Below are 23,332 nucleotides of genomic sequence, written 5' to 3' on the forward strand. Positions count from 1 at the left end.
AGCCTGTTATCATCCTTTTTCCAACTCAACGGCCCTTCTGGTGGATTCATGTCATTAATCAACGATCTGCAACTCCAGCGTGACATTCTTCGGCGCAAGCTGGGGCAGCTGCTGTTCGATCGCAAACGGCCGGCCCCGCTGCATGAGCGAAAGGGGAAGATAGTGTTGCTGCGCTGGGATGCCAAGCTGGGGGATGCCATCGTCTCGTCCTGGGTGGCCCGTGAAATCAAGCGCGCCAGCCCGGAGCGGGAAGTGTGGATCGTCACGACTGCGGCCATGGCTCCCCTGTTTCGCGATCATTTCGGCATGGACAAGGTGATAGAGGTGCCCAAGCGGCCTGGCTATGGTCAGCTCAAGCGGTTGGCACACTCGCTGGGGGAGGTGGAGTGTCTGGTGCACTTTGGCAAGATGCTGAAAATGAAGGACATCTACTTCATCAGTCAGGTGAGGGCGGATTGGGTCGCCGGCATGGACGATGCTCTGCAGGCGGTCAACCTCAAGCTGGGCAAGGCCTCCGGCGGCATGCACTTCTCCGACAAGTTTGCCCTGCTGTTGCAACGGCTCGGCGTGACCAATCCGGACCAGCAATACATAGTTCCGACCATGAGCCCGCCCGAGGCGCTGGCCAGCTGGTGGCCGGCAGAGCCGGTCCTCTGTTTCAACCCGTACGGCAGTGGCAGCTCTCGCCGTTTGCGGCCCGAGCTTATCAGCCAGATGATTGAGCAGATGCTGGCGGCTGGCTCTTGCGCCATCTGTCTGCTCTATCCGCCGGGTATGGAGGAGGAGGTGGCCGGGATCCGGGCCGGCTTGAGCCAACCGGAACGCCTGCTGCTGTCACCGGATGCGCCTTCGCTGGCCGGGCTGTTCGCCCAGCTGCGTCAGTGTCAGGGGCTGATCTCGGTGGACACGGCGACGGTGCACATCGCCGCCGGGTTGCACAAGCCGATTCTTGGCCTCTACAACCCGGACATAGGTGGCGGCAACGAAAACTTCCTGGAGTGGCACCCCAACTCCCCGTCAGCCACCGTGCTGTTCTCGACCAATACCCGGGAGCAGGATATCAACTCCCTCGATATGGCCGAATTCGAGCGTACTTTCAGGGCGTGGCTGCTTGCCAACCAGGCAGCGCTGTCAGCCGTTCAATCACCAGCTCGGGCGTGATGGCGCGCAGCAGGGCTTCGTCGATGAAGTCTTTTTCTGCGTTTTGCGGCAGCTGGAAGCCTGGCCCCTTGGCATCGAACACATCGATGGCCTGATAGCGGGGGTGGTTGACCGGGTTGGCGATGATCTTGTCGCCACCGGGGGCCACTATGGTCAGCAGGGGCAGGTCGATGGCCTGCGCCATGTGACGGGGGCCGGTGTCATTGCCGACAAACAGCCGGCAGTGGGTGAACAGCCCCACCAGCTCTCGTACCGAGCGGGTCTTGATGTGGTCGAAGACGCTGGCCTGCAGGGCGGTGGGCAGCAGCGGTTTCAGGCCGCGGTTGTAGTCCTCTTCCCCCGGCCCGCAGTAGATCAAAATCTGGGCATTGTGCTGCTCGATGAGCCACTGGGCGACCTTGGCGAAGCAGTCGATGGGCCAGCGCTTGTAGTGCCCGAGCGAGTTGACGCCCATGGCGATCAGCGGGCGGTTCAGGTCGACGCCGGCGGCCAGCAGGGCATCCCTTCCTTGTTGCTTCTCTTCTTCACTCAGCCAGAGGTAGTAGTTGCGATCCTCGCTGGTCAGCTTGAGCGGCTTGAGCAGCGAGAAGCGGTCGTCGACCAGGGTGCTGTTGCCCTGGAACTCCGTGTCCTTGCGAAAACGCACGATGCGGTTGTGGCCGAGTCGCCAGGGGAAGGAGTCAAACCCGATGCGCAGGCGGGCGCCGGAGAAGAGGCAGCTGAGCAGGCCGATCATCTGGCCTTGGCTGTTGACCACCACATCGTAGCGTTCGCGGCGAATGGCCAGCAGCAGATCCTTCATGTAGCGCCACTCGTTGCGCCTGGCCTTCTCGATGATGATGAGCCGATCGATATTGGGATTGCCCTGCGCCATACCCGCGCAATAATCCATGACCAGATAGTGAACCTCGCCGCTTGGGTCATTCTGCTTGAGGTTGTTGCACAGCGCGGTGGAGATCAGCACATCCCCTATCTGTTTGGTTTGAACTACAAGGTATTTCATAAGGCAGGCCTCAACAGAGGTCATGGTTGATCGTCAGCGTGACAGCATACCCCACAAGTGAGTCAGATGCTGTCGGTGCGGCGTGAAAATCCGATCTGGCGCAAGCCGGCAACCCGCCACATCACGGACGCATAAAAAGAAAAGCCATTGTGACAATGGCTTTTCTGCTGTTTAGAAGGTGAAGGAGGTGGATAGCTGGAAGGTGCGTGGCGCCCCCAGGCCGCCGGAGAGGCCACTGCCGTCACCACCAGACCAGGAACCGATCCAGTAGTCGCGACCGGTGAGGTTCTGGACTGCAGCCCGCACGGTCAATGCGTGATCGGCGATCCGCATGGTGTAGCGGGCCCCCAGGTCGAAAGTGGTGTAGGAGGGCAGTGAGAGACGGTTGTCGTCGGTAACGAAGCGCTCGCCGATGAACTGGGTGTTGCCGGTCAGGGTCAGCCCCGGCACGGCGGTCAGATCGTACTCGGCACCGAGCTTGGCCATCCACTTGGGTACTCCCGTCGCCTGGTGGCCGACGTTGCTTTCGTTGAGCGCCTTGGTCAGCTCAGCCTGGGTGTAGGAGGCCCCGCCCAGCAGGCGCAACTCGGGGGTGAGTTCACCGAACAGATCCCACTCGATGCCGCGGTTGCGCTGCTCCCCGTAGACCCCGTAGATGTTTGACGTCGGGTCTGTGTAGGCGCTCGGCTTGGCGATCTGGAACAGGCTCAGGGTATGGGCGAAGTGGCCCAGATCCAGCTTGGCACCAACCTCATACTGCTTGGTCTGGTAGGGCTTCATGATCTCGCCGGCATTGCTGGCGGTGTTGGGTGCCGCCCCCCCCTGGCTCAGCCCTTCGATGTAGTTGGAGTAGAGGGCGAGATCGTCACGCACCTTGACCATCAGGGTGGTGGCGGGTGAGAGCCTGCTCTCGTCATAGTGGGCGGTCTGGGCACCCGCTCCGTTGAGATTGCTGCTTTCGACCCTCTGACCACGGGCCCCCAGGGTCCACTGCAGGTCGCCATCCAGGAAGGAGAGGGTATCGACCAGTGCCAGGCTCTCCAGGGTCGCCTCGCTGCGCGAGGTGACGGCACCGTACCCGGCGAGATCCGGGGCAGACCCGAAGTCCAGCCGGTCGTAGTTGGTCATGGCGTGGTTGAAGAACATCTTGTCCTTGAAGCTCAGCTCCGAGGTGTAACGTGTCGCCGCCAGAGACCAGGCGTGATCGACCGGTCCTGTGCCAAAGGTGCCGCGCAGGCCCGCCTCGCCCGAGCGCTGGGTGCCGTCCCGTTCGGAACGGATTGCCATGGCATTGATGTCGCCCGCGTCGTTGAGCAGAGTGTTGCGGGTGATGAGGGCACTGTAGCCACCGTCACGCTGGCCCCAGGCGGCAAAAGCGGTGAGGTTGTCGGTCAGGTCATACTCGGTGCGCAGTACGACGACCTTGGTGTCATTGACGGTATAGGCCCAGGCTGGCGCCAGGGAGTAGTCACCGCGTTTGGGGATCGGCAGTTCGGTCACCTGGCTGGAGACCGAGAAGATGCCGAAGTAGTTCACGCCGTCCACCCGCTCGTGTTGACGATAGAGATCGACCGAGGTCCGGGCCCGTTCACCGCGCCAGTCCAGGCCGACTGACGTCAGTTCCATCTCATGTTGCTGGTCGTTGACGGCAGTATTCCCGTCCCGGTAGACGCCGTTGAAGCGCACCCCCCATTGTTGTTCGTCGCCGAAGCGGCGGCCCAGATCCAGGTGTACGCCGCCAAGGCTGTCCGACTCGTAACCGGCGGTCACCTTGGCAAGCGGGGTCTTGCCGGCGCGCTTGGGCACGATATTGATGTTGCCGCCCACGCTGCCATCCGGCGGCATGCCGTTGAGCAGCACCGAGGGGCCTTTGAGAACGTCGACCCGCTCGGCCATCTCGGTGGAGCTGCGCATGTTCGGCGCCATGCCGATCAGGCCGTTGAAGGTAATGTCGTTGGCATTGGTGTTGAAGCCGCGGATATAGAAGGTTTCGAACACGCTGCGCTTGCTCGGCACATAGACGGAAGGGTTGGTGGCACCGGCCACTGCGCCGATATCCTGGGCCTGGCGATCTTCGATGTACTCCTCGGTGTAGCTCACCGTGTTGAACGGGGTTTCCAGGAAGGGTTTGTTGCCGAGTAGGCCGACCCGGTTGTCGGCGGCGACCTGGCCACCAGCATAGGCCTTGCGACCCTCCACCACGACGACCTCGTCGGGACGGGGGGCGGCGTCTTCACGGGGAGCCGGGGCGGCCCAGGCGCTGCCCAGTGGCAGGGCGGCCAATACGGCCAGCGTCAGACGAGAGAGTCCGTGGCGCGGCACGGCGAGAGGGGATGAGGGCAATGTCTGCATGCAGGATTCCTTTCAGGGTGAGGAGTGCGTTTTTGTCTCCTTATGCTTTCCGGATGACCCTCTGAAATCCTCAAATAAAAATGACTCTCATTTGCGTGTTTGTGCCCGGCGCGGGCCGGGCATGGAGGATCAACTGCGATAGGCGGCCATCACCTCGTCGGCGATGCGGTTCAGGCAGGTGAAGCTGGCGGTGCAGAGATACCAGGTTTCAGGATCGACGAAGCGCACCTTGTCGCTGCGCCACGCCTTGGTCTGGCGCAGCAGCGGGTTGTCCAGGGTGCTCGCGTCGAGGGCGGTGCGTCGCTCCATCACGGCGGTGCGGTCGATGACGAACAGGATGTCCGGGTCGGCCTGCTGGATGAATTCGTTGGAGATGGGTTGGCCGTGCAGGCCGGTGTCCCGCTCCGGGCCTGCTGGTTTGACCCCCAGGGTGTCGAACACGAAACCGTAGCGGGAGTGGGTGCCATAGGCGGTAAAGGCGCCGTTGTTGTGCAGCACGATCAGCGCTTTTTCCGGGCGATCCCGCGTCAGCGCCTGCACCTCGGCGATCTTGGCGTCCATCTGCTGTACCTTCTCTTTGGCCAGCGCCTCCTGGCCGAGCAGGGCGCCGAGGGTGAGCAGGTGGGCCTTGGCAGTCTCCAGGGTGTGCCCGTCTTGGTTGGTCATGTCGATGTCATAGTGCAGGGTCGGGGCTATCTGGCTCAGTGCCTCGTAGCTTTGAGCCTGCAGGGGGGAGATGAGGATAAGATCCGGCTTGAGTTTGTGCAGTCGCTCCAGGTTGGGCTGGATGGTGGTACCCACGTCCATCACGGCTGGATTGTCCCGGTAACGTTGCAGGAAGTGAGCCACATAATCTTTGGCGATGCCCGCCACCGGTGCCTGCAGCTGATCAAGGGTATCAAGCTCGCTCATGTCAAAGGCCACCACCCGCTTGAGGGGGGTGACGACCCGGGTGGTGCCGAGCTGGTGGGCCACGGTGACCACAGTGTCGGCGGCCCCGGTGGTGGCCTGCTCCTCAGGGGTATCGCACCCGGTCAGGCCGGTGATGGCGGCCAGCAGTACGGCGGTGAGCGTGTTGATCCTCATAACAATTCTCCAGACGGGGTTGGGTTGAAGTAGTTGCAGAGCAGGCCGCGGTCGCTCGGCAGGATGTCAAAGCGAAGGTCGTAGAGTGCCTCGAGCCGGGCCGGGGTAACCATCCGCGCTACCGGGCCGCTGTCCACCAGCGCGCCTCCTTTCATGGCGACGATGTGATCGGAATAGTTGGCGGCGAAGTTGATGTCGTGGACCACCAGGATCACGGTGCACCCCTGCTCGTCGCAGAGACGGCGGATTGCCTGCATCAGGTGCACCGCATGCTTCATGTCGAGGTTGTTGAGTGGTTCGTCGAGCAGCAGGCAGTCGGTCTGCTGGGCAATGGTCATGGCGAGGTAGGCCAGCTGCCGCTGCCCGCCGCTCAGTTCGTCTAGATAGGACCTGCGCAGGGGGGCGAGGGAGAGAAAGTCGATGGCCTCGTCGACCGCGATGCGGTCGTCCCGGGTCAGGTTGCCCTGACTGTAGGGGAAGCGGCCGAAGGCGACCAGTTCGTCGACTGTCAGCCGCAACCCCACGTCCGGCGACTGGCGCAGGGTGGCGACCCGCTTGGCATAGTCACGGGCGGTGAAGCGGTGGAGGTCGGTACCTCCCAGGCATATTCGCCCCTGGCTGATGGGCAGCAGGCGGGCCATCGCCATCAGCAGGGTGCTCTTGCCTGCGCCGTTGGGGCCGATCAGCGAGGTGACCCGGCCGGCCGGGAAATCGACTGTGATGTCGCGCAGGACGGCGCGATCGCCGTAGCGCTGGTGAACCTGTTCGAGGGAGATCATGGCGATCCTCTGGTTTTGACCATCAGGGCGAGGAAGTAGCTGCCGCACACCAGGTTGATGAGGATGCTGACCGTGGTGCGGTAGTTGAAGATCTGCTCCACCAGGAACTGGGCCAGGAGGAAGATGGCGATGGCGATGGCGCAGCCGAGCGGCAGGATGATTCGGTGGCGGAAGGTGCGCGCCAGGACATAGGTGATGTTGGCCACGAACACCCCCATGAAGGCGGTGGGGCCGACCAGGCTGGTGGAGACTGCCACCAGCACGGCGATGAGCGCCAGGTGCAGGCGTACCGCGCGCCGGTAATCCACGCCGAGCGAGCTGGCCTGCTCGCGCCCGAGCGTCAGCACGTCGAGCTCGGCCTGGCGGCGTGCGATGACGAAACAGACCAGGGCGACCAGGCCGCCCCCCATCAGCAGCTCCAGCGGCTGGGCCCGGTTGAACGAGGCGTAACTGAACCCCTGCAGGATGGCGAACTCCCCCGGGCTGGTCTTGAGCTGGACAAACTGGATCAGGGTGCCAAACACCATGGTCAGGACCAGCCCCGCCAGCAGCAGCTGGAACAGGTCGGTCTGTCCGGGCCGAAACAACCAGCGGTGAATGATGGCCGAGTACCCCAGCATCAGCAGCAGCGACAACATGCCGTTCTCTTCACGCCCGAGCAACAGCAGGCTCTGGCTACCGAGCAGCAGTACCAGCAGGGCTTGCAGCAGCAAGTAGACAGCTTCATATCCCATGATGGCGGGGGTCAGGATGCGATTGCCCGCCAGCGTCTGGAAGCTGATGGCCGAGACCGCGATGCAGACACCGGCCAGCGTGATGGCGGCCAGGCGCAGCAGCCGTTGGGGGATGATGTAGCCGGTGTCGAGATCTGACCCGAACAGCACAAAGGTGGCGGCGAGCAGGATCACCAGCCCCCAGACCCCGTAACGCGTCAGCGTCTCTCTCATCGCCGCCTCCTGAGGATCAGCAGCAGAAACAGCACGCCGCCGAGGCTGCCGGCGGTGAGGCCGATGGGCACTTCGAAAGGATGGATCAGCAGCCGGCTCAGCAGGTCGCACGCCAGCAGCAGCAGGGCACCGTAGAGGGCCACCAGCGGCAGAGTCTTTCTCAGGTGCTGGCCGTGGCGCAGCACCACCAGATTGGGAACAACCAGCCCGACGAAGGGGATGGCGCCGACCGTGATGACGGTGGCTGCCACGGTAACTGCCACCAGCAGCAGACCCAGGGTGGCGGTGGCCGAGTAACCGAGCCCCAGGCTGGCGGCAGCTTCCTCCCCCATGCCCAGCACGGTGAAGCGGTGGGCGTAAAGATAGGTCAGCAGCGTGATGGGCAGGATGAGGTAGATGATCTCGTAGTTGCCCTCGACCACCTTGGAAAAATCCCCCAGCATCCAGCCCTGGATGCTCTGCAGGATGTTGTGCTGGTAGGCGTAGAACTCGGCGATGGCGCTCAGCACGCTGCCATACATGAGCCCGATCACCGGGATCAGTACGGTATTCTTGAAGCGGATGCGGCGCACGATGACGATGAACAGCAGACTGGCGGCAAAGCAGAAGGCGAGCGCCACCAGCATGCGACCCGTCGTGCCGGCGGCGGGCAGCTGGGTCAGGGCGATCAGGATGCCGAGCTTGGCGGCGTCGAGCCCACCGGAAGTGGCTGGCTCCACAAAGCGGTTCTGCACTATCTGCTGCAGGATGACGCCGGCCACCGCCAGCCCGGCGCCGGTCAACAGTACAGCCGCCAGCCGCGGCAGGCGACTGGCGGTGAGGGTGAGCAGGCCATCCCCGGCGAAGAGATCCGCCAGCGGGAGAGGGCGCGCCCCGATCAGCAGCGAGATCGCGGCCAATGCCAGCAGGGTCACCGGCAGCAGGATCCGTTTCACGCGTCGGCACCGGTCAGGCGCCATCCCTTGGCGCTGGCGCGCTGTGCCAGGAAGTGGGCGTAGCGCCCCGGCTGGCGGCTCAGGGTATCGTGGGGGCCCTGTTCGCACACCATGCCATCGTCGAGTACCACTATCTGATCGGCCATGGCCACGGTGGAGAGCTGGTGGGCGATGACGATCAGGGTGCGTTTGCCTCGCAGCCGGGTCAGGGTGTCGGTGATGGCGGCCTGGTTCTCTGCATCCAGCGCCGCCGTGGCCTCATCCACCAGCAGAATGGGGGCATCCTTGAGCAGGGCGCGGGCGATGGCGATCCGCTGGCGCTCGCCTCCCGAGAGACGTGCGCCACCCTCGCCAACTTGGGTGTCGAGCCCGAGCGGCAGGCGCTGGACGATCTCGCTCACCCCCGCCTGATGGGCGGCGTGCAGCAGCTCGGCGTCGCTGGCCTCGGGCTTGCCGATACGGATGTTGTCGGCAATGGTGCCCTGGAACAGGTAGGCATCCTGGAAGATCTGGCTGATGTGGCGGGCCAGGGTCTCACCGTGCATGGCGCGCACGTCCACCCCTCCCACCAGTACGGTCCCCTCGCCGACGTCGAAGAAGCGGGCGATGAGCCGCAGCACGGTGCTCTTGCCCGAGCCCGAAGCGCCGACCAGCGCCGTCATGCTGCCGGGCGCCACCGTCAGGTCCACTCCTTTGAGCACCTCTGGCTGAGCCGGGTCATAGCCAAAGCGCACCCCGCGCAGTACCACTGAGCCATCATGCGGGGTAGCCGGGTTGGTTGGCTGCGGCTGGGCCGGGTAGTCGAACATGGTTTGCAGGGCCGCCAGCTGGGTGCGGGCACCGCGCAGCACGTCACTGTAGCCGGCCACGTCGAGCAGCGGGTCGATGAAGCGGTTGATGAGTACCAGGGTCACCAGAGTGGCCACCAGGCTCTCATTGTCGGCACCGCTCAGGCTCTGGGTGGCTGCCAGCAACAGGACGGCAAAGCAGGCCTGCACCGCCCAGATATTGAGCCCGGAGGCGAGGGCAGTGAGCTGGATCAGCCGTTTGCCCGAGGCCTGCTGCTGGGCGATGGCATGCTCGAGGAAGCGGGTGCCTCCCTGCTCGCCGTTGAAGGCGCGCAGCACCGACTGGGCCTGGGCAAACTCCACCATGCGCTGGCTGGTATCGGCGGCATGCTGGTGGAAGGTGTCATCGGCCCGCTGGTTGAGGCGGGTGGTGAGCAGAAAGACCGCCACCAGCAGCGGCAGGGCAAGCAGAGCGATGAGGCCGAGTTGCACATCGAGGGCAAACAGGGCCACCAGTACTACCAGCGGCGTGACCACCCCGCCGAGCAGAGGGGTGAAAACGTGGGCCGGCAACTGGGCCAGCTCCATCATGCCTTGCGAGGCCAGATGGTTGAGGCGGGCGGTGTTGGCCGGGGTGAACCAGCCAATGGGCAGGCAGCCCACATGCTCCCCCAGGGCGTGGCGACCGGTACGCAGTACCGCGATTCCCACGGCGATGCCGGCTTTTTCCACCCGGCGTCGCAAGGTCCAGCAGAGCAGCACGCCGATCAGCTGGACCAGCAGCCAGCCGGAGGCGGCGTCGGTCTCGTCACGCAGCAGATGGGTGAGCACCGGTACAAGGCAGACCAGGGTCAGGCCGCAGAGCAGGCCGTAGAGCAGGGCCAGCAGGCCGTAGCGGCGCAGCAGGACGGCATCGCCGCCGAGCAGGCGCAGGAAGGTGTTCAGCATGAGGGGACGGCCTCCTTGTGAGTGGTGTGGGCCCGAATGGGAGCGTCGTATCCCCCTTGCTCCCACAGGCGGGCATAGCGGCCCCGTTTGGCAAGCAGTTCGTCATGACGCCCCTGCTCGCACAACACGCCGTTGTCGAGCACCAGGATCCGGTCGGCGTGCATCACGGTATCGAGTCGATGGGCAATGACGACCAGAGTGCGGCCGCGGGCGAAGGTGGAGAGCGCCTGCTGCAGCTTCACCTCGTTGTCGGCATCGGCGGCGGCGGTGGCCTCGTCGAGTACCAGCACCGGCGGGTCGAGCAGCAGTGCGCGGGCGATGCTGACCCGTTGCAGCTCACCGCCGGAGAGGTTGGCGTCTTCACCGACCACGGCGTCATAGCCCCTAGGCAAGGCCTGAATGCGGTCGTGGATATTGGCCAGACGCGCTGCATGCTCGACCTCCTGGCGGCTGGCGCCGGGACGGCCGAGGGCAATGTTGTCGTGCAGGCTGGCATGCACCAGTCGTACCTCCTGCAGTACGAAGCCGATGCGGCGATAGAGTTCGCGGCTCTCGAGATCGCGCAGGTCCACCTCGCCCAGGGTGATGCGTCCCTCGCTCGGGTCGAAGAAGCGCAGCAGCAGTCTGGCCAGGGTCGACTTGCCGGCCCCGGAGGCGCCGACGATGGCGGTGACCGTACCTGGCGTCAGGGTGACGGTCAGATCGCTGAGCACCGGGGTCTGGTCATCGTAGCGGTAGCTGACCCCTTCCAGACGCAGGGTGTGGTCGGCGGGTTGCTGGCTGGTTCCGGCGGCAGGCTCCGCCAGCACCGGAGTGGCGAGCAGGCCATGGAGCCGTTCGGCCGCCGCGGTGGCGCTGCCGAGATCGTGCTTGAGGTAACTCAGCAGCATCAGGGGGGCGCACAACCCCGGCGCCACCAGCACAAAGGGCAGTACTTCCACCGGAGCCATGGCGCCCGCTCGCACCATCACCACGGCACCGGCCAGCACCACCCCCAGGACCGAGGCTGGGGCCATGATGGCGTTGGCGTTGGCCATGGCATCAACCAGCGGACGGGTAAAGTCGGTGAAGGCGCGGGCAAAGTCATCGATGGCATCCCGGTAGCTGGTATGCAGCCTGCCCTGTACGCCAAAGGCCTTGACCACCGGAATGCCGCTCACGAACTCCACCACGGCGTTGTTGATGCGGGCCATGCCAGCGCCGAACTGCTGCATGTTGGCGGCGCTGGCGCGATGGGCGCGAGCGGAAAACAGGAAGAAGAGCGGGAAGGGGGAGAGAGATATGAGGGCCATCCGCCAGTCCATGGCGAATAGATAGACTAGGGAAATTGCCACCGCCCCGCTGCAGCGCCCCAGCGTGGTATAGAAATGGGCCGTCAGGGTGTGCAGGGTGCCGATGTCATCCTGCATCGCCTGCTTGACCTCCCCTGAGGCGCGGGCGCTGAACCAGCCGAGGGGGACACGCGCCAGCCGTCGGGTCAGGGTCAGTCGCAAATGGCCTGTGATGCGGTTGTCGGCCAGGTGGGCCACCAGATCGCCGGCGCTGAGCAGGACCATGCCGCCAAACAGGCAGGCCAGGCTGCCCCCCAGCACGCTGGCGACAGCGGTGTCGGACACGGTGGCATCGGCCAGCATCAGATCCGCCAGGTGGGCGATCCCGGCTAGCGGGACCAGTGTCAGCATGGCGCCGATGGCAGCCAGCAGGGCGGCGGCAATCAGGCGGCCACGGATGGGGGCCAGTACGCGAGCGATGGGGCCGCCATCTCTGGGCTCGGGATGCTGTACATCGTCTGCCTTCATGGGTATCTCTCCATGGTGAAGTCATGGCCGCCACGACGGGCGACCGGGTCTTTGTGGTTCTCCGTACGGGGAACGAAAAGCCTCAAATAAATCTTTTTTTCTCACTCATCCGGGTCAGGCGTCGTTGCCGCGCTGGCTGCGATGGCAACTTTGCACACCCTGGGCGATATATTTCTCGACGGAGGAGATGGACACCTGCAGCTGACTGGCGATGTCCTGATGGCCGATGCCGCCCAGGCGTGAGAGCAGCAATGCCTGGCGAATCTTGCTGGGTTGGCGCTGCAGGGCTGACTCGACCGCACCCAGTGCCTCGCGCTGTATGGCACGCAGCTCTTCCGAGGGGGCTTGCGGGTTGGGCTGGTGGGTTTGCTGCTCGAGGTAGCGTGCCTCCAGCGCGCGCCGGCGATAAAGGTCGATCAGCTTGCCCTTGGCGATCTGCATGAGGTGGCGACGACACTCCTCCGCCGAGGGAATATGCGCTTTCCTGATGAGCTGAAGGTAAATATCTTGCGCCAGATCCGCGGCATCGCAGGTATTGCCCAGCCTGTGTCTTAGCAGCGAGCAGAGCCACCCGTGATGTTCCTGATACAGACGATGCAACTGCGTCTGGAAGGAGCCTGTGCCCATTTCCACGATTTCTCTCCTGAACCTCGTGTTATTTTTATTTGAGAATGAAAATCATTATGGTAATCATTTGCAAGGTATCGTGTTCATCGATATATCGCAATGCCTTTCCCCGCCAATTAGGGGGGAAGGGCATGCGCCCGTGGTTATTTCAAATAAAAAAGACGTTATTCACAGGGTTATATTTCCACAGAGAAGGAGATGGCTTTTGCTGCAATTCCATACCGAGGTGCTGCCAGAATTACCTGTCACGCCGCACGAAGAGACATACTGGTTGTTGCAACAGCAGCAGCCTGAGCAAGTCGTAAAGCGCGTGGCGCAATGGCAGTTGGACGACGAAATTGATATTTCGCTGTTGGCACTGAGTCTTGAATCATTAATCCGGGCACAACCTGATCTCAATGCCCGATATTGTTTCAGTGAAGAAGGGGAGCTGTATAAATTTCGTGTGGACGGATGGTATCCCTGCCTGGAATTCCGGCGAATGGCGGCGAGGGACGTGACACCTGCCGTCCGGGCCTTGCAGTATGAGCCCTGGGACAGTGTCCGGCAGCCCCCTCTCAAGGCATTGATTATCAACACAGAACATGGTGTTGAGCTGGTGTTGATACAGCACCCGGTGTTAGACATGCACGGGTCACCAGAGACCCTGATGACGGCCTTGAAAAAGCACTACGGTCGTTTGTCTGCCAGCCTGGCCAGGCCAGCTTCTCGGGCGCCCTTGTCTTCGGACATGCTTCCCCCGGTTGCTCCGGTTGCTCCGGTTGCTCCGGTTGCTCCGGTTGCCCAGCAGGATATTTCATGGATTATTCTCGGGGAATTTCGCCGCGCTCTGTCATCCCCCGAAATGGGGCTTGACGATGACTTTTTTGATCATGGTGGTCACTCTCTGCTGGCGACCCGAATTATTGGCAAATTACTGAGTGAACATGGCATTGAATGCCGTTTTAATGACTTTTTCGAATCGCCGACGGCGAATGCACTGGCATGTAAAGCCGTGCGTTCTGACATGATTGCTGCCGCTGGCTTGCGCCCGCAAAATAATACGGGGACGGCACCGCTCGCCCTGGCCCAGGCCTCTCTGTGGCGGGCTTATGAAGCCCACGACTTTGGCACCATTTTTAATCTTCCCTTTGCCCTCGACTTTATCGATGAGGTGGACGAGTCCCTGTTTGCCCAAGCCTTTGCCGATATTGTCGAGCGTCACGCCAGTCTGCGGACCCTGTTCATGATGCAGGATGGCGAGGTACGACAGCATGCCCTCCCGGTCGAACAGCTGGATGGCTATCGCTGGTTCTGGGGCAGTGATGACGCCAGGGGAGCCACGCTGGCGAGCGAGGCGGCCTATCGCTTTGACTTGACCCGGGAGCTGCCGCTGCGGATCCGTTTCCTGCGTGATCCGGCTACAGGGCGGCAGCAGCTCTCCTTGCTGGTGCACCACATGGTGGTGGACGAGTGGTCCATCAACCTGATGATGGAAGAGCTGGCTCAGGCCTATCTGGCCCGTGCCGCCGGAGTGGTACCCCGGTGGAGTGTGCCGGCACCGGCGTTTCACGATTTTGCCCGTCGGCAGGCAGCGGCCGGCATCAACGAGGCGCACCTCGCCTACTGGACGCGTTTACTACATGGCGCCGTGCCGGCCTCAACTCATCCTCCCTTGCCGGTTATGCCCTTGCAGGGCAGCACCAGTGCAGCCCGCTGGCACGAGTGGCAGCCGGCTGAAGGGACGCTGGCCCGGCTCTATGAGCTGGCTCGCGCCCACGATGCCTCCTTATTTACCCTGATGTACACGGCCATCGCCCTCTCCTTGCACCAGCTGGGTCAGGCCGAGGAGATCCTGATCGGCACCTCGACCTCGGGGCGCACCGATCCCGCCTTCTTCGACTCGGTGGGCTATTTCACCACCATGGTGGCGCACCGGGTATCGTTTGCCTCCAGTCTCCGGTTTGACGAGTTGCTGCGGCAGGTGACCCGCACCATCAATGACTCGCTCTGCCAGGCGGACGTGCCGCTTGAACAGATCCAGCAGGGACTCGGCATGACACCGGCCGACGGCTTGCTGTTTGATGTCTACATCCAGATCCACGCCAGCAATGCCCTCAACGGCCGGCTGCCGACCCCGACGGGCGAGGGGTTGCGTTATCGCCAGATCGACGCGGACAAGACTGAAACCATGTTCGGCCTGCAGTTCGAGATCATGGAGGATGTGCTGGACGATGAACGGCGCCTGCGGCTGGTCATCACCTACCGGGATGGGCGATACAGCAGTGAGCAGATAGGAGCGCTGTGTGTCCTGCTCGGCCGACTGCTGGAGCGATTGGTGGCCGGGGATGCCAGATGCACTCTGGCTGAATTGGCCCCCTGATATTGATGTCGTGAGCCCCCGCAAGGGGGCTCACCGTTTGGCTCAGTCGGTCGGCAGGCCGTAGTGCTGGAAGCTGGTTCGGGTGGGCAGGTGGTAGTGGGCGTAGCCCAGCAACTGGTTGAGAATGCGGGCATTGCGGTTGGGTCCGATCCCCAGATCCGGCGAGCCCACTCCTTGCTGGAAGATGTCGGCATTGTGAATGAAGACCCGGCCCGTTCCCCGATCGGCACGGCGGGCAGTGAAGTCCTCCTGCACGATGCAGTCCCCCTGCTCGTCCACGGCCAGCACCTTGCCCTTGAGTTGCGCGAACCACTCGGGCCAGGTGTGGGTGTAGCCGGTGGCGGCGACCACGGCGTCGGCCTCGATGAGGCAGCGCTGATCGAGCTGGGTGTGGTGGCAGGTAAGACGCAGTGCACCGTCAGCCAGTGGCTCGGCCGCTTCCACGTTGCAGCTGGAGAAGAGGGTGAGCCCGGGTGCCTGGCCACCGATGGAACGTTCGTAGAGCAGGTCGAACAGGGCCCCGATGGTGGAGAAGCTGATCCCTTTGTAGAGCAACCCTTGTTCGGCCACGATGTCGCGTCGTTTCTCCCGCGGGATGCGCTGGAAATAGTCCATGTACGCGGGGGTGAAGCACTCCTGCCCCAGCTTGGAGTACTCCATGGGATGGAAGCCGTGCGCCCGGGTGACCCACTGGATGGCGGCACCGGCGGCCACCTGCTCTGGTGTGAGCATCTGGAACAGGGCCAGCACGCACTCGGCCGCACTCTGTCCCGAGCCGACTACGGTCACCCGGCGGCAGGCGGCTAGGCGTTCCCTGGCGTGCAGGAAGTCGGCGGAGTGCAGCAGATTCGGATGATCAATGCCCTGCGCCCAGATTGGCAGGGCCGGGCGGGTGCCGATGCCGATGGCCAGATCGCGACTCTGGTAGTGGCGTGATCTGCCGTCGGCATCGCGACTCTCGAGGCAGAAACGCTCCTTGCCCGCATCGTAATGCACCGCCACCACCTCTTCGCTAAAACGGCAGCTGGGGAGCTGCTCGGCGGCCCAGCGGCAGTAGTGGTCATACTCGCGGCGCGGGATCTGGAAGTGGTCGTAATAGTAAAAGGGGTAGAGCCGATCGTGCCGGTGCAGGTAGTTGAGGTAGCTCAACGGATGGGTCGGGTCGGCCAGGGTGACCAGATCGGCCAGGAAAGGCACCTGCAGCGTGGTGCCCGGCAGCAGAAGCCCCTGATGCCAGCTGAAAGCCGGTTTGCGATCCAGAAACACGCCGGTCAGCTGGGGGTGCCGGTCCAGCAGGGCCGCCAGTCCCAGGTTGAAGGGGCCGATGCCGACCCCGGCGATATCCACGTGTGTCATCTCCATAAACACTCCAAAAAGAAACAGGATGTGCCCCGGCCATGCCGGGGCGCAGAGTCAGGCGGGAAAGCTGGCCAGCAGCCCCTCGACGTCGGCTGCCGTGCGGCAGGCCAGCAGCTGGCCCGGTGACAGCTCCACGGCAAAGTGCTCGCGCAACCGGGCCGAAATGGTCTTCAGGTGTTGGGGCCGCAATCCCAGCGCGGTAAAGGGCTGCCGGCTATCGGCACTGCCCGCTGCCGCGCCCAGCACCTCCAGATAGATGTCGAGCACCCCGCGACGGGGAGCAGGTTGCGCCAGCAGGGTGCGTGCGGCGGGTTTGTCCGGCTTGCCGTTGGCGGTAAGGGGCAATTGTGCGACGGCCAGGGCCCGGGTCGGCACGTGGGAGGCCGGCAATTGCGCGCGGGCAAACTCGCGCAGGGCGGCAGGCTCCAGCTGGCGGTCGGTGGTGCAGACGTAGAGCACCCCGATCCCCAGCTCCCCCTGTTGCTCGTCGCCGTACTCCACCACCAGCACCTGGGCGAGGGCTGGATGGGTGATGAGGGCACTCTCGATATCGGGTAGCGAGACGCGTACTCCCCGTACCTTGATGTAACCGTTGACCCGGCTGTCGAACAACAGAGTGCTGTCGCGGCGATAGCGGCCCCGATCACCAGTGCGAAAGGCCCGGAGCGGTCGACCTTGCTCATCCGAAATGGTCACGAAATCGGTCTGGATCAGCTGTCCCTGTTCGAGGTAGCCGAGGGCCAGGTTGACGCCGCTGGTATGGATCCGGCCCGCTACCCCGATCGGACAGTGTTCGCCGCGCTCATCCAGCAGCCAGTAGGCATTGCCCGGCAAGGGGGTGCCATAGGGGATGCGCTGCCGGTCGTCCGCGGCTATCTCGTGCCAGATACTCCAGATAGTGGTTTCGGTCGGCCCGCCGAGGGAGAAGAGGCGGGCGGCAGGCAGGCCGTTGCGCAGGCGCTCGATGATGCCCGGCTTGATGTAATCGCCCCCCTGCGCGACGAGCCGCAGACTCTGCAGCGTGTCGAAAGGGTGGCAGGCGAGCAGCATCTCCAGCATGGCCGGCACCGAACACCAGAGGGTGACGCCGTGCCGCGCGATGAGCCGGCCCCAGTGCACAGCATCCTTGTCAGCGCCGGGCTCCGGCAGCACCAGGGTGGCGCCGGCGGTCAGGCAACCCAGCACATCGAAGACCGACATGTCGTGGTGCAGCGGCGTGACGGAGAGAAATCTGTCCTGCTCTGCGATGCCCCAGCGCTGCAGAGTGCTGCCGATGACGTTGGCAGTGGCCTGGTTGCTCAGCACCACACACTTGGGTCGCCCCGTGGTGCCTGAGGTATAGAGGTAGTAGGCCGGCGTGGTGTGAGCACTGCGCCCCGCCCAGGGGGTGCCGAGGGGGGCTGTGTCTGCGCCTGCCAGCAGGATGGCCGGGGTCAGCGTAGGGTGGCTCGTCTCTTCGCTGGACTCTGCCACCACCAGGTCGGGGCAGCAGTTTTCGAGCAGATAACGGCGTCGATCGGCGGGTGAGGCGGCATCGATAGGCACCCAGATGATGCCGCTGAGAGCGCAGGCCAGGGTCACCATGGTGTGCTCGGGGCTGCGCGGCAGGCAGATGGCGACGACCTGCCCGGCCTTGATGCCGGTCCCGCTCAGGGCATGCATCACGCGCCCCACGCCGTGACCAAGCTCCCGGTAGCTGAGCTGTCGTTCCCCCTGGATCAGGGCCACAGCGCCGTGCTGCGGATGGAACAGGCGATCGGCGATACGATGCAAGAAGTCCGTCTGGCAGGCGGCGTCTGGCAGGCTGTTGTGACGGGCATGGGTGGGGGTAACCAGGTCGGGGAGCTGGAACGTATCCCCCTCTGCCAGCCGGGCGACGGCACGCGCCATGGTGGTGAGCAGATCGCTCACCAGGTCGGCCTCCAGGGCTTCGCTGGCGTAGTCGATGTCGAGCACCAGAGTGCCGTCGGCCTGTTGGCTGATGCGGATATCCATGGCGACCTGGGGCGTCTGGGTCAGGCCCCCTTGCCACTGCATGGGGCTCTCTGACGTGGCCACCGGCCAGGCCAGTCCGTTGGTGATGACCACGGGCAGAGCGGGACCGCTACCATGGATTTCCAGCAGCTGGCGGGCAATATCGACCCCGGAAAAAGCCAGCTGATCCAGCCCCTCCATGACGTCCTGCTGCAGGGTGCGGGCCCGCTCCAGCAAGGTGCCCTCTGCGAGTTGCCAGGTGAGGGCGATAAAACTGGAGCGATTGGTCAGCGGCCCGCCGGGAGGCGGGGCCACCGGCACGGCCACACAGAGATCCCCCTCGTCGCGCCAGCGGGAGAGCACCTCCAGGATGACGGCCATCAGGGTGGTGTTCTTGAACAGGTGCTGGCGGGCGCCAAGCTTGTAGAACGCGGCCGCCTGCCCGGCAGGAATGCGTTGCTGCTGGCGTGCGTAGCGGGCACTGCGCAGACCTGCGAGCGGCTGCGTCCAGGGCAGGCGCGGCGGCCCCTCCAGTCTGGCCAGCTTGCTGCGCCAGTAGCGTCCGGCCTGTTCCCGCTGGACCGCCGTGGGCTCGTGAGCGGGCGGGGAGGGCAGCTCGGGGGCCATTATCCCTTCGAACAGCTCGCGCATCAGGGTAGCGATGGCGTGTCCATCCAGGATCAGGGCATCGATGCGCACGAAGGCGACCAGTTCATCCCCCGGCAGGTGCAGCAGGGTCAGATCCCAGGGTGCCTGCGTCAGGTCGAACAGGGCATGACTGTATGTCTCCCGGTGGCGCGCGAGCCTGCGTGTCACCTCCTCTTCCGTCAGATGACGCAGATCCTGCTCGTGCAGATTGAGACGCGCCTCGTCATCGACGATCTGCACCAGGCGGTCGGCATCGATGCGGGTACGCAGCGCATCGTGGCGCAGCACCATATCCCGCAGGCGGGCGCGCAGCAGCGCCGGGTCCATCCTGCCGCGGTACTCCCGGTACTCCTGCATGGCGACGCCCCCGAGCGGAAACTGGGTGGTGCGCCCCAGCAGGTAGGCCTGCTGGAGTGGCGTCAGGGGCGTTTCGCGGCGGCGGTGCAGCGGGGCGTCGAGCAGGGCGGGATCCCGTGCCAGCTGGCGTAACTGTGCCACCAGATCGTCGAACAGTGCGGTGATCCAGGGGAGCGGCAGCGCGTCGAGGCGGACGTCCCAGTTGATGAGCAGTTCGCCGCGCAGGCGTACCAGCTGGGCATCCAGCGCCACTTGGGGGCCCTGGGAGATGACCCAGTTCATGGCGCCGAAGACCCTGTGCACCCGTTCGTCAAACAGCGAGCCCCCTTCCAGATCCAGGGCTGCGGTGAAGACGACAGGGGCCAGCTGGGCCGAGCCGTGGTGGCGGGAGAGGTCGCGCATCACCGCCACGCCGGAATAGGTGCCGTGGCCGAGACGCTCGTGCCATTGGGTGGCCAGCTGACGACACAGTGCATCCAGCGTGCCGGCCTGGTCTAGGTCCACGTCCACCAGAGTGAGGTTGGCGAACTCGCCGACGATCCGCTGCTCGTTGCCGAGTATGGGCTCGCGCCAGAAGAAGGGGGCATTGAGGCGAAAACGCCTGTCGCCGGTGGCCTTGCCCAGCGAGTGGGCGAAGAGGCCCAGCATCAGGCTGGAGAGGGTCAGGCGCCGTTGCCGTGCCAGGGTGGTGAGGGCCTGGCAGGTGGCGGCATCCAGGGTTGCGCTGAGGCGCTCGCTGGCGGGGGGCGTCTGCTTCGGAGCGGTCGGCAGGGTGGGCGTCGGCGCCAACGCTGGCAGTTGTTGTCGCCACCACTGCCGATCCTGTTCCCGACGCTCGCGCAGGCGCGTCTGCACCGCCTCGTGCCAGGCAAAAAACGAGGGGGCCGGCGGCGGTGCCCACGCCGGTTCTTCGTACCACTGGGCCAAATCGGCGAGCAGGATCCGCACGCTGGAAGGATCGATGGCCATCATGTCGGTGTCGATGTGCAGCCGCTGGCGCTGCTCTGTCAGTCGGGTGACGGAGAAGCGGGCTGCCTGGCCCCGGCTCAGATCGAGTTGCTGGTGGGTCCATTCCTGCCGCTTGCGGGCCAGAGCATCGGCCAGTGGCTTGCCGCTCAGGGAGCGGAAATCATCTATTTCCAACACGGCCGGGGCAGGATCACCCAGCGCTTGGGTTCCCTCCCGGGTGACGGTGAGGCGCAACATGGGGTGCGCCTGATAGAGACGTTCCAGCGCACCGTGCAGGCGCACCAGATCGAGGGCCGGGCCGTCAAACTCGGCATAGAGGTGGGCACTGACGCCCCCCAGATGGGCATGTGAGCTGCGTCCCATCCAGCAAGCCGCCTGCATCGCGGTCAGTTCGTTCATCTCATTCATGGCGTTGACAACTTGTCGTGTTTCGTTGTTTATATATTTAAAGGTGAGAATGATTTTCATTTCAAGATCAATTTAATCCGTCAACCCATATGGTTATATCGATAAGTCGCTTAATTAAATTGGCATCAGGACTGGCTAGAGATAAACCTGAACGGTATTTCAGGGCGGTATGACGGCGCCTCTTTCTTGGCAACCGTCGATCCAGTTTTCAGCAATTGGGTGGGAACGGTTATTAAACAGGCACGACTTTAAATAACCATGACAGACAGTGAGGAAATAACATGAGCAGGCCTACATTCATGACCCGTGAGTGGTTGAATGAACGAGTACAGAGCTTGGTGGAGGAGGGAGAGCTGGATCCGGAGGAGAGCCTGGTGCTGTATGGGCTGGACTCCCTCAACATCATGCGCTTTACCGCAGAGTTGAAGGCGCAGGGGGTCAATGTCGGCTTTGACGAGCTGGCGCGCAGGCCCACCCTGTCTGCCTGGTGGGAGCTCCTGAGCGGCCCCCCAGCAGCGGCCTAACTAGCTGTATATATTTAATTAATTTCACGTATTGCTCTTATCATTCAGCAAGGGCGGCGCCAGGTCATGGCGCTCGCCACGGATATCATCATGACGCTGTCAGCAGAAGATCAGCACAGGCTCGAGCAGTTTTGGCAGTTCTGCCTTACCCATCAGTATTTCAATGTCGGTTATCCGGAGGCTGCCGACTTTGATTATTCCCAGCTGCACAAGTTTTTACAGTTCTCTATCAATAACTGTGGCGACTGGGAAGCGCCTGGAAATTATTTGCTCAATACCTTCGAGTTTGAGCGAGAGGTCATGAACTATTTCTCATCGCTATTTTCAATCCCGCCAGAGCAGAGCTGGGGCTATGTGACCAATGGCGGCACCGAAGGCAATATGTTTGGCTGTTATCTTGCCAGAGAGTTGTTTCCTGAAGGTACCCTCTATTATTCACAAGAGACACACTATTCGGTTGCCAAAATAATCAGGTTGCTGCGAATCAAGGCCAAGGAAATTCCCACACTACCTACCGGGGAAATAGACTGCGATAAGTTGGCAGAGCAGATAGTGGGTGATGGCGAGCGTCATCCCATCATATTTGCCAATATCGGTACCACCATGAAGGGGGCGGTCGACGACATCGGCGCCATTCAACGACGGCTGTCGGCCATCGGCATCCCCCGTCAGGACTACTACCTGCATGCGGATGCGGCCCTGAGCGGCATGATCCTGCCATTTCTGGACGATGCGCCGGCCTTTTCATTTGCCGACGGCATCGATTCCATCAGTGTCTCGGGCCACAAGATGATCGGTTCGCCGATCCCGTGCGGCATTGTGCTGGCCAGGCGGCGCGTCGTGGATCGCATCGCCGTGGAGGTGGACTACATCTCGACCAGCGATCAGACCATCAGCGGATCGCGCAACGGCTTCACGCCCCTGTTGATGTGGGCCGCCATCAAGGGACGGACGCTGGCCCAGTGGCGTGAGCGGACAAGGCGCTGCCTGGCCATGGCACAGCAGCTGGTAGAGCGGCTGAATCAGCAGGGGGTGCCCGCCTGGCGGCATCCGCACTCCATTACCGTGGTCTTCCCACGCCCCTCGGAGCGCACCTGGAAGACCCATTGCCTGGCGACCTCGGGCGAGCACTCCCACCTCATCATCCTGCCTCATCATCACAGCCTTCATCAGCTGGATGCGGTGATCCATGACATAGTGCAGGATCTCGGCCCGGCGGCCGCATGCAGCGACAGCCTGCCCGTTGCGCTCGCCTGCACCGCTTAAAAAAGAAAAAGCCATTGTTTCCAATGGCTTTTTAATTCTATCTAACCGGTATCATTCGATGTTCTGAATTTGTTCGCGCATTTGCTCGATGAGCACTTTCAACTCGACGGCGGACTGGGTCACTTCGGCGTTGATCGACTTGGAACCGAGGGTGTTCGACTCGCGGTTGAACTCCTGCATCATGAAGTCGAGACGACGGCCGCAGGCGCCACCCTTCGTCATGATCTTGTTGGTCTCGCTGATGTGCATCTCCAGGCGATCCAGCTCTTCGGCCACATCGATCTTCTGGGCCAGCAGCACGATCTCCTGCTCGATGCGGGCCGGATCCAGCTCTACCTTGGCTTCGGCCAGCCGGTCGGTGAGCTTCTGGCGCTGCCACTCGATGATCTGCGGCAGGTGCACGCGCACCTTCTTCACTTCTACCTGAATGCCGGCCAGACGCTGTTCGATCAGGGCCTTGAGGTTGGCCCCTTCGCTGGCGCGGGAAGCGATGAAATCTTCCATGGTCAGGTCAAACCCGCCGAGCAGCTCGGTGGCGACCGCATCCATGTCCTGCTCGGCGGCAGCCATCACGCCCGGCCAGCGCAGCACGTCGACCGGGTTGAGCTGGCCCTGGCCCGCCTCTTTCATCACCCAGTTGGCGCTGTCGATGATGAGCTTGGCCAGCTCTTCATTGATGTGCAGCTGGCTGGCAGCGGCTTGGGCGGCCTCAAAGCGCAGGTTGCACTCCACCTTGCCGCGCTGCAGCTTGGCGCGGAAACGCTCACGCAGAACCGGCTCCAGGCTGCGCAGTTGTTCCGGCAGGCGAATGTAGGTCTCCAGATAGCGCTGATTGACCGAACGAATTTCCCAAACGGCTGTGCCCCAGTCGCCCTTGAGTTCCTTGCGGGCGTAGGCGGTCATGCTGTGAATCATTGATTGTTCCGGGCTTGATGAAGTGTGGGGCCAGTATACTCAGCCAGCCCTGCTCCGTCAGCCGACAGCGTGGTTTTAGCGGCTGATATTTGGGCTGGGATCACTTATACTCCTGCGCCAATTCA

The 23,332-nt window shown here is 63.3% G+C and carries 16 protein-coding genes; 4 read left to right on the forward strand and 12 right to left on the reverse strand.

The window, feature by feature from the left end; genetic code table 11:
• The first annotated feature begins 48 nt into the window (after nucleotides 1–48).
• Entirely contained in the window at nucleotides 49–1,161 is a 1,113-nt protein-coding gene (locus AACQ43_RS18150) for a glycosyltransferase family 9 protein (protein WP_168968117.1), read from the forward strand.
• On the opposite strand, the gene AACQ43_RS18155 is transcribed toward AACQ43_RS18150, so the two are convergent.
• The 9 genes from AACQ43_RS18155 to AACQ43_RS18195 form a co-directional block, all read right to left on the reverse strand.
• A complete protein-coding gene (locus AACQ43_RS18155; RefSeq protein ID WP_168968119.1) occupies nucleotides 1,097–2,164 on the reverse strand; it encodes a glycosyltransferase family 9 protein in 1,068 nt (355 codons plus the stop codon). The genes AACQ43_RS18150 and AACQ43_RS18155 overlap by 65 nt on opposite strands.
• Before the next feature lie 171 nt (nucleotides 2,165–2,335).
• Complete coding sequence (locus AACQ43_RS18160) at nucleotides 2,336–4,516, reverse strand: TonB-dependent receptor (RefSeq protein ID WP_168968121.1); 2,181 nt, start codon at nucleotides 4,514–4,516, stop codon at nucleotides 2,336–2,338.
• 129 nt (nucleotides 4,517–4,645) lie between these two features.
• Entirely contained in the window at nucleotides 4,646–5,602 is a 957-nt protein-coding gene (locus AACQ43_RS18165) for a siderophore ABC transporter substrate-binding protein (protein ID WP_168968123.1), read from the reverse strand.
• Complete coding sequence (locus AACQ43_RS18170; RefSeq protein ID WP_168968125.1) at nucleotides 5,599–6,381, reverse strand: iron ABC transporter ATP-binding protein; 783 nt, start codon at nucleotides 6,379–6,381, stop codon at nucleotides 5,599–5,601. The genes AACQ43_RS18165 and AACQ43_RS18170 overlap by 4 nt, the downstream gene beginning before the upstream one ends.
• Nucleotides 6,378–7,328 carry an iron chelate uptake ABC transporter family permease subunit gene (locus AACQ43_RS18175; protein WP_168968127.1) on the reverse strand — a complete coding sequence of 317 codons (951 nt, stop codon included), beginning with the start codon at nucleotides 7,326–7,328 and terminating at the stop codon, nucleotides 6,378–6,380. The genes AACQ43_RS18170 and AACQ43_RS18175 overlap by 4 nt, the downstream gene beginning before the upstream one ends.
• Nucleotides 7,325–8,263: an ABC transporter permease gene (locus AACQ43_RS18180; RefSeq protein WP_076362202.1), complete on the reverse strand. Its 939-nt coding sequence runs from the start codon at nucleotides 8,261–8,263 to the stop codon at nucleotides 7,325–7,327. Before AACQ43_RS18180 ends, AACQ43_RS18175 begins: the two co-directional genes overlap by 4 nt.
• Nucleotides 8,260–9,999 carry an ABC transporter ATP-binding protein gene (locus AACQ43_RS18185; RefSeq protein ID WP_168968129.1) on the reverse strand — a complete coding sequence of 580 codons (1,740 nt, stop codon included), beginning with the start codon at nucleotides 9,997–9,999 and terminating at the stop codon, nucleotides 8,260–8,262. The genes AACQ43_RS18180 and AACQ43_RS18185 overlap by 4 nt, the downstream gene beginning before the upstream one ends.
• The gene (locus tag AACQ43_RS18190) at nucleotides 9,993–11,798 is read right to left on the reverse strand and encodes an ABC transporter ATP-binding protein (RefSeq protein ID WP_168968131.1); all 1,806 of its coding nucleotides are present in this window, start codon (nucleotides 11,796–11,798) and stop codon (nucleotides 9,993–9,995) included. The genes AACQ43_RS18185 and AACQ43_RS18190 overlap by 7 nt, the downstream gene beginning before the upstream one ends.
• A 114-nt stretch (nucleotides 11,799–11,912) precedes the next feature.
• On the reverse strand, nucleotides 11,913–12,425 hold the full coding sequence (locus AACQ43_RS18195) for a sigma-70 family RNA polymerase sigma factor (protein WP_168968342.1): 513 nt from the start codon (nucleotides 12,423–12,425) through the stop codon (nucleotides 11,913–11,915).
• Between the two features lie 730 nt (nucleotides 12,426–13,155).
• On the opposite strand from AACQ43_RS18195, the gene AACQ43_RS18200 reads away from it, so the two are divergent.
• Nucleotides 13,156–14,787, forward strand: coding sequence for a condensation domain-containing protein (locus AACQ43_RS18200; protein ID WP_211162608.1), 1,632 nt, complete (start codon nucleotides 13,156–13,158; stop codon nucleotides 14,785–14,787).
• A 42-nt stretch (nucleotides 14,788–14,829) separates the two neighbouring features.
• Here AACQ43_RS18200 and basC read toward each other — a convergent pair whose 3' ends face one another.
• On the reverse strand, nucleotides 14,830–16,134 hold the full coding sequence (gene basC, locus AACQ43_RS18205; RefSeq protein WP_339354176.1) for a putative histamine N-monooxygenase: 1,305 nt from the start codon (nucleotides 16,132–16,134) through the stop codon (nucleotides 14,830–14,832).
• A 66-nt stretch (nucleotides 16,135–16,200) separates the two neighbouring features.
• Complete coding sequence (locus AACQ43_RS18210; protein ID WP_168968134.1) at nucleotides 16,201–20,493, reverse strand: amino acid adenylation domain-containing protein; 4,293 nt, start codon at nucleotides 20,491–20,493, stop codon at nucleotides 16,201–16,203.
• Nucleotides 20,494–20,783: 290 nt separating this feature from the next.
• Here AACQ43_RS18210 and AACQ43_RS18215 point away from each other — a divergent pair, with 290 nt between their 5' ends.
• Together AACQ43_RS18215 and AACQ43_RS18220 are read left to right on the forward strand one after the other, a co-directional pair.
• Nucleotides 20,784–21,026, forward strand: a complete 243-nt coding sequence (locus AACQ43_RS18215) for a phosphopantetheine-binding protein (RefSeq protein ID WP_282434321.1) — start codon at nucleotides 20,784–20,786, stop codon at nucleotides 21,024–21,026.
• Between the two features lie 66 nt (nucleotides 21,027–21,092).
• Nucleotides 21,093–22,292, forward strand: a complete 1,200-nt coding sequence (locus AACQ43_RS18220; RefSeq protein WP_282434322.1) for a histidine decarboxylase — start codon at nucleotides 21,093–21,095, stop codon at nucleotides 22,290–22,292.
• Between the two features lie 51 nt (nucleotides 22,293–22,343).
• On the opposite strand, the gene AACQ43_RS18225 is transcribed toward AACQ43_RS18220, so the two are convergent.
• Entirely contained in the window at nucleotides 22,344–23,207 is an 864-nt protein-coding gene (locus tag AACQ43_RS18225; RefSeq protein ID WP_168968135.1) for a YicC/YloC family endoribonuclease, read from the reverse strand.
• Nucleotides 23,208–23,332: the final 125 nt, after the last annotated feature.

It is taken from the genome of Aeromonas sp. DNRA1 (assembly GCF_963888745.1).
In the GTDB taxonomy this organism is placed as follows: Bacteria; Pseudomonadota; Gammaproteobacteria; order Enterobacterales; family Aeromonadaceae; genus Aeromonas; species Aeromonas hydrophila.

Bases quoted from the DNA above. Each gene is read 5' to 3' on its own strand.
- AACQ43_RS18185 (WP_168968129.1), bottom strand. From the start codon at position 9,999: ATGCTGAACACCTTCCTGCGCCTGCTCGGCGGCGATGCCGTCCTGCTG.
- AACQ43_RS18190 (WP_168968131.1), bottom strand. From the start codon at position 11,798: ATGAAGGCAGACGATGTACAGCATCCCGAGCCCAGAGATGGCGGCCCC.
- AACQ43_RS18170 (WP_168968125.1), bottom strand. From the start codon at position 6,381: ATGATCTCCCTCGAACAGGTTCACCAGCGCTACGGCGATCGCGCCGTC.
- AACQ43_RS18165 (WP_168968123.1), bottom strand. From the start codon at position 5,602: ATGAGGATCAACACGCTCACCGCCGTACTGCTGGCCGCCATCACCGGC.
- AACQ43_RS18200 (WP_211162608.1), top strand. From the start codon at position 13,156: ATGCTTCCCCCGGTTGCTCCGGTTGCTCCGGTTGCTCCGGTTGCTCCG.
- AACQ43_RS18160 (WP_168968121.1), bottom strand. From the start codon at position 4,516: ATGCAGACATTGCCCTCATCCCCTCTCGCCGTGCCGCGCCACGGACTC.
- AACQ43_RS18215 (WP_282434321.1), top strand. From the start codon at position 20,784: ATGAGCAGGCCTACATTCATGACCCGTGAGTGGTTGAATGAACGAGTA.
- AACQ43_RS18155 (WP_168968119.1), bottom strand. From the start codon at position 2,164: ATGAAATACCTTGTAGTTCAAACCAAACAGATAGGGGATGTGCTGATC.
- AACQ43_RS18220 (WP_282434322.1), top strand. From the start codon at position 21,093: ATGGCGCTCGCCACGGATATCATCATGACGCTGTCAGCAGAAGATCAG.
- AACQ43_RS18225 (WP_168968135.1), bottom strand. From the start codon at position 23,207: ATGATTCACAGCATGACCGCCTACGCCCGCAAGGAACTCAAGGGCGAC.
- AACQ43_RS18210 (WP_168968134.1), bottom strand. From the start codon at position 20,493: ATGAACGAACTGACCGCGATGCAGGCGGCTTGCTGGATGGGACGCAGC.
- AACQ43_RS18195 (WP_168968342.1), bottom strand. From the start codon at position 12,425: ATGGGCACAGGCTCCTTCCAGACGCAGTTGCATCGTCTGTATCAGGAA.
- AACQ43_RS18175 (WP_168968127.1), bottom strand. From the start codon at position 7,328: ATGAGAGAGACGCTGACGCGTTACGGGGTCTGGGGGCTGGTGATCCTG.
- AACQ43_RS18150 (WP_168968117.1), top strand. From the start codon at position 49: ATGTCATTAATCAACGATCTGCAACTCCAGCGTGACATTCTTCGGCGC.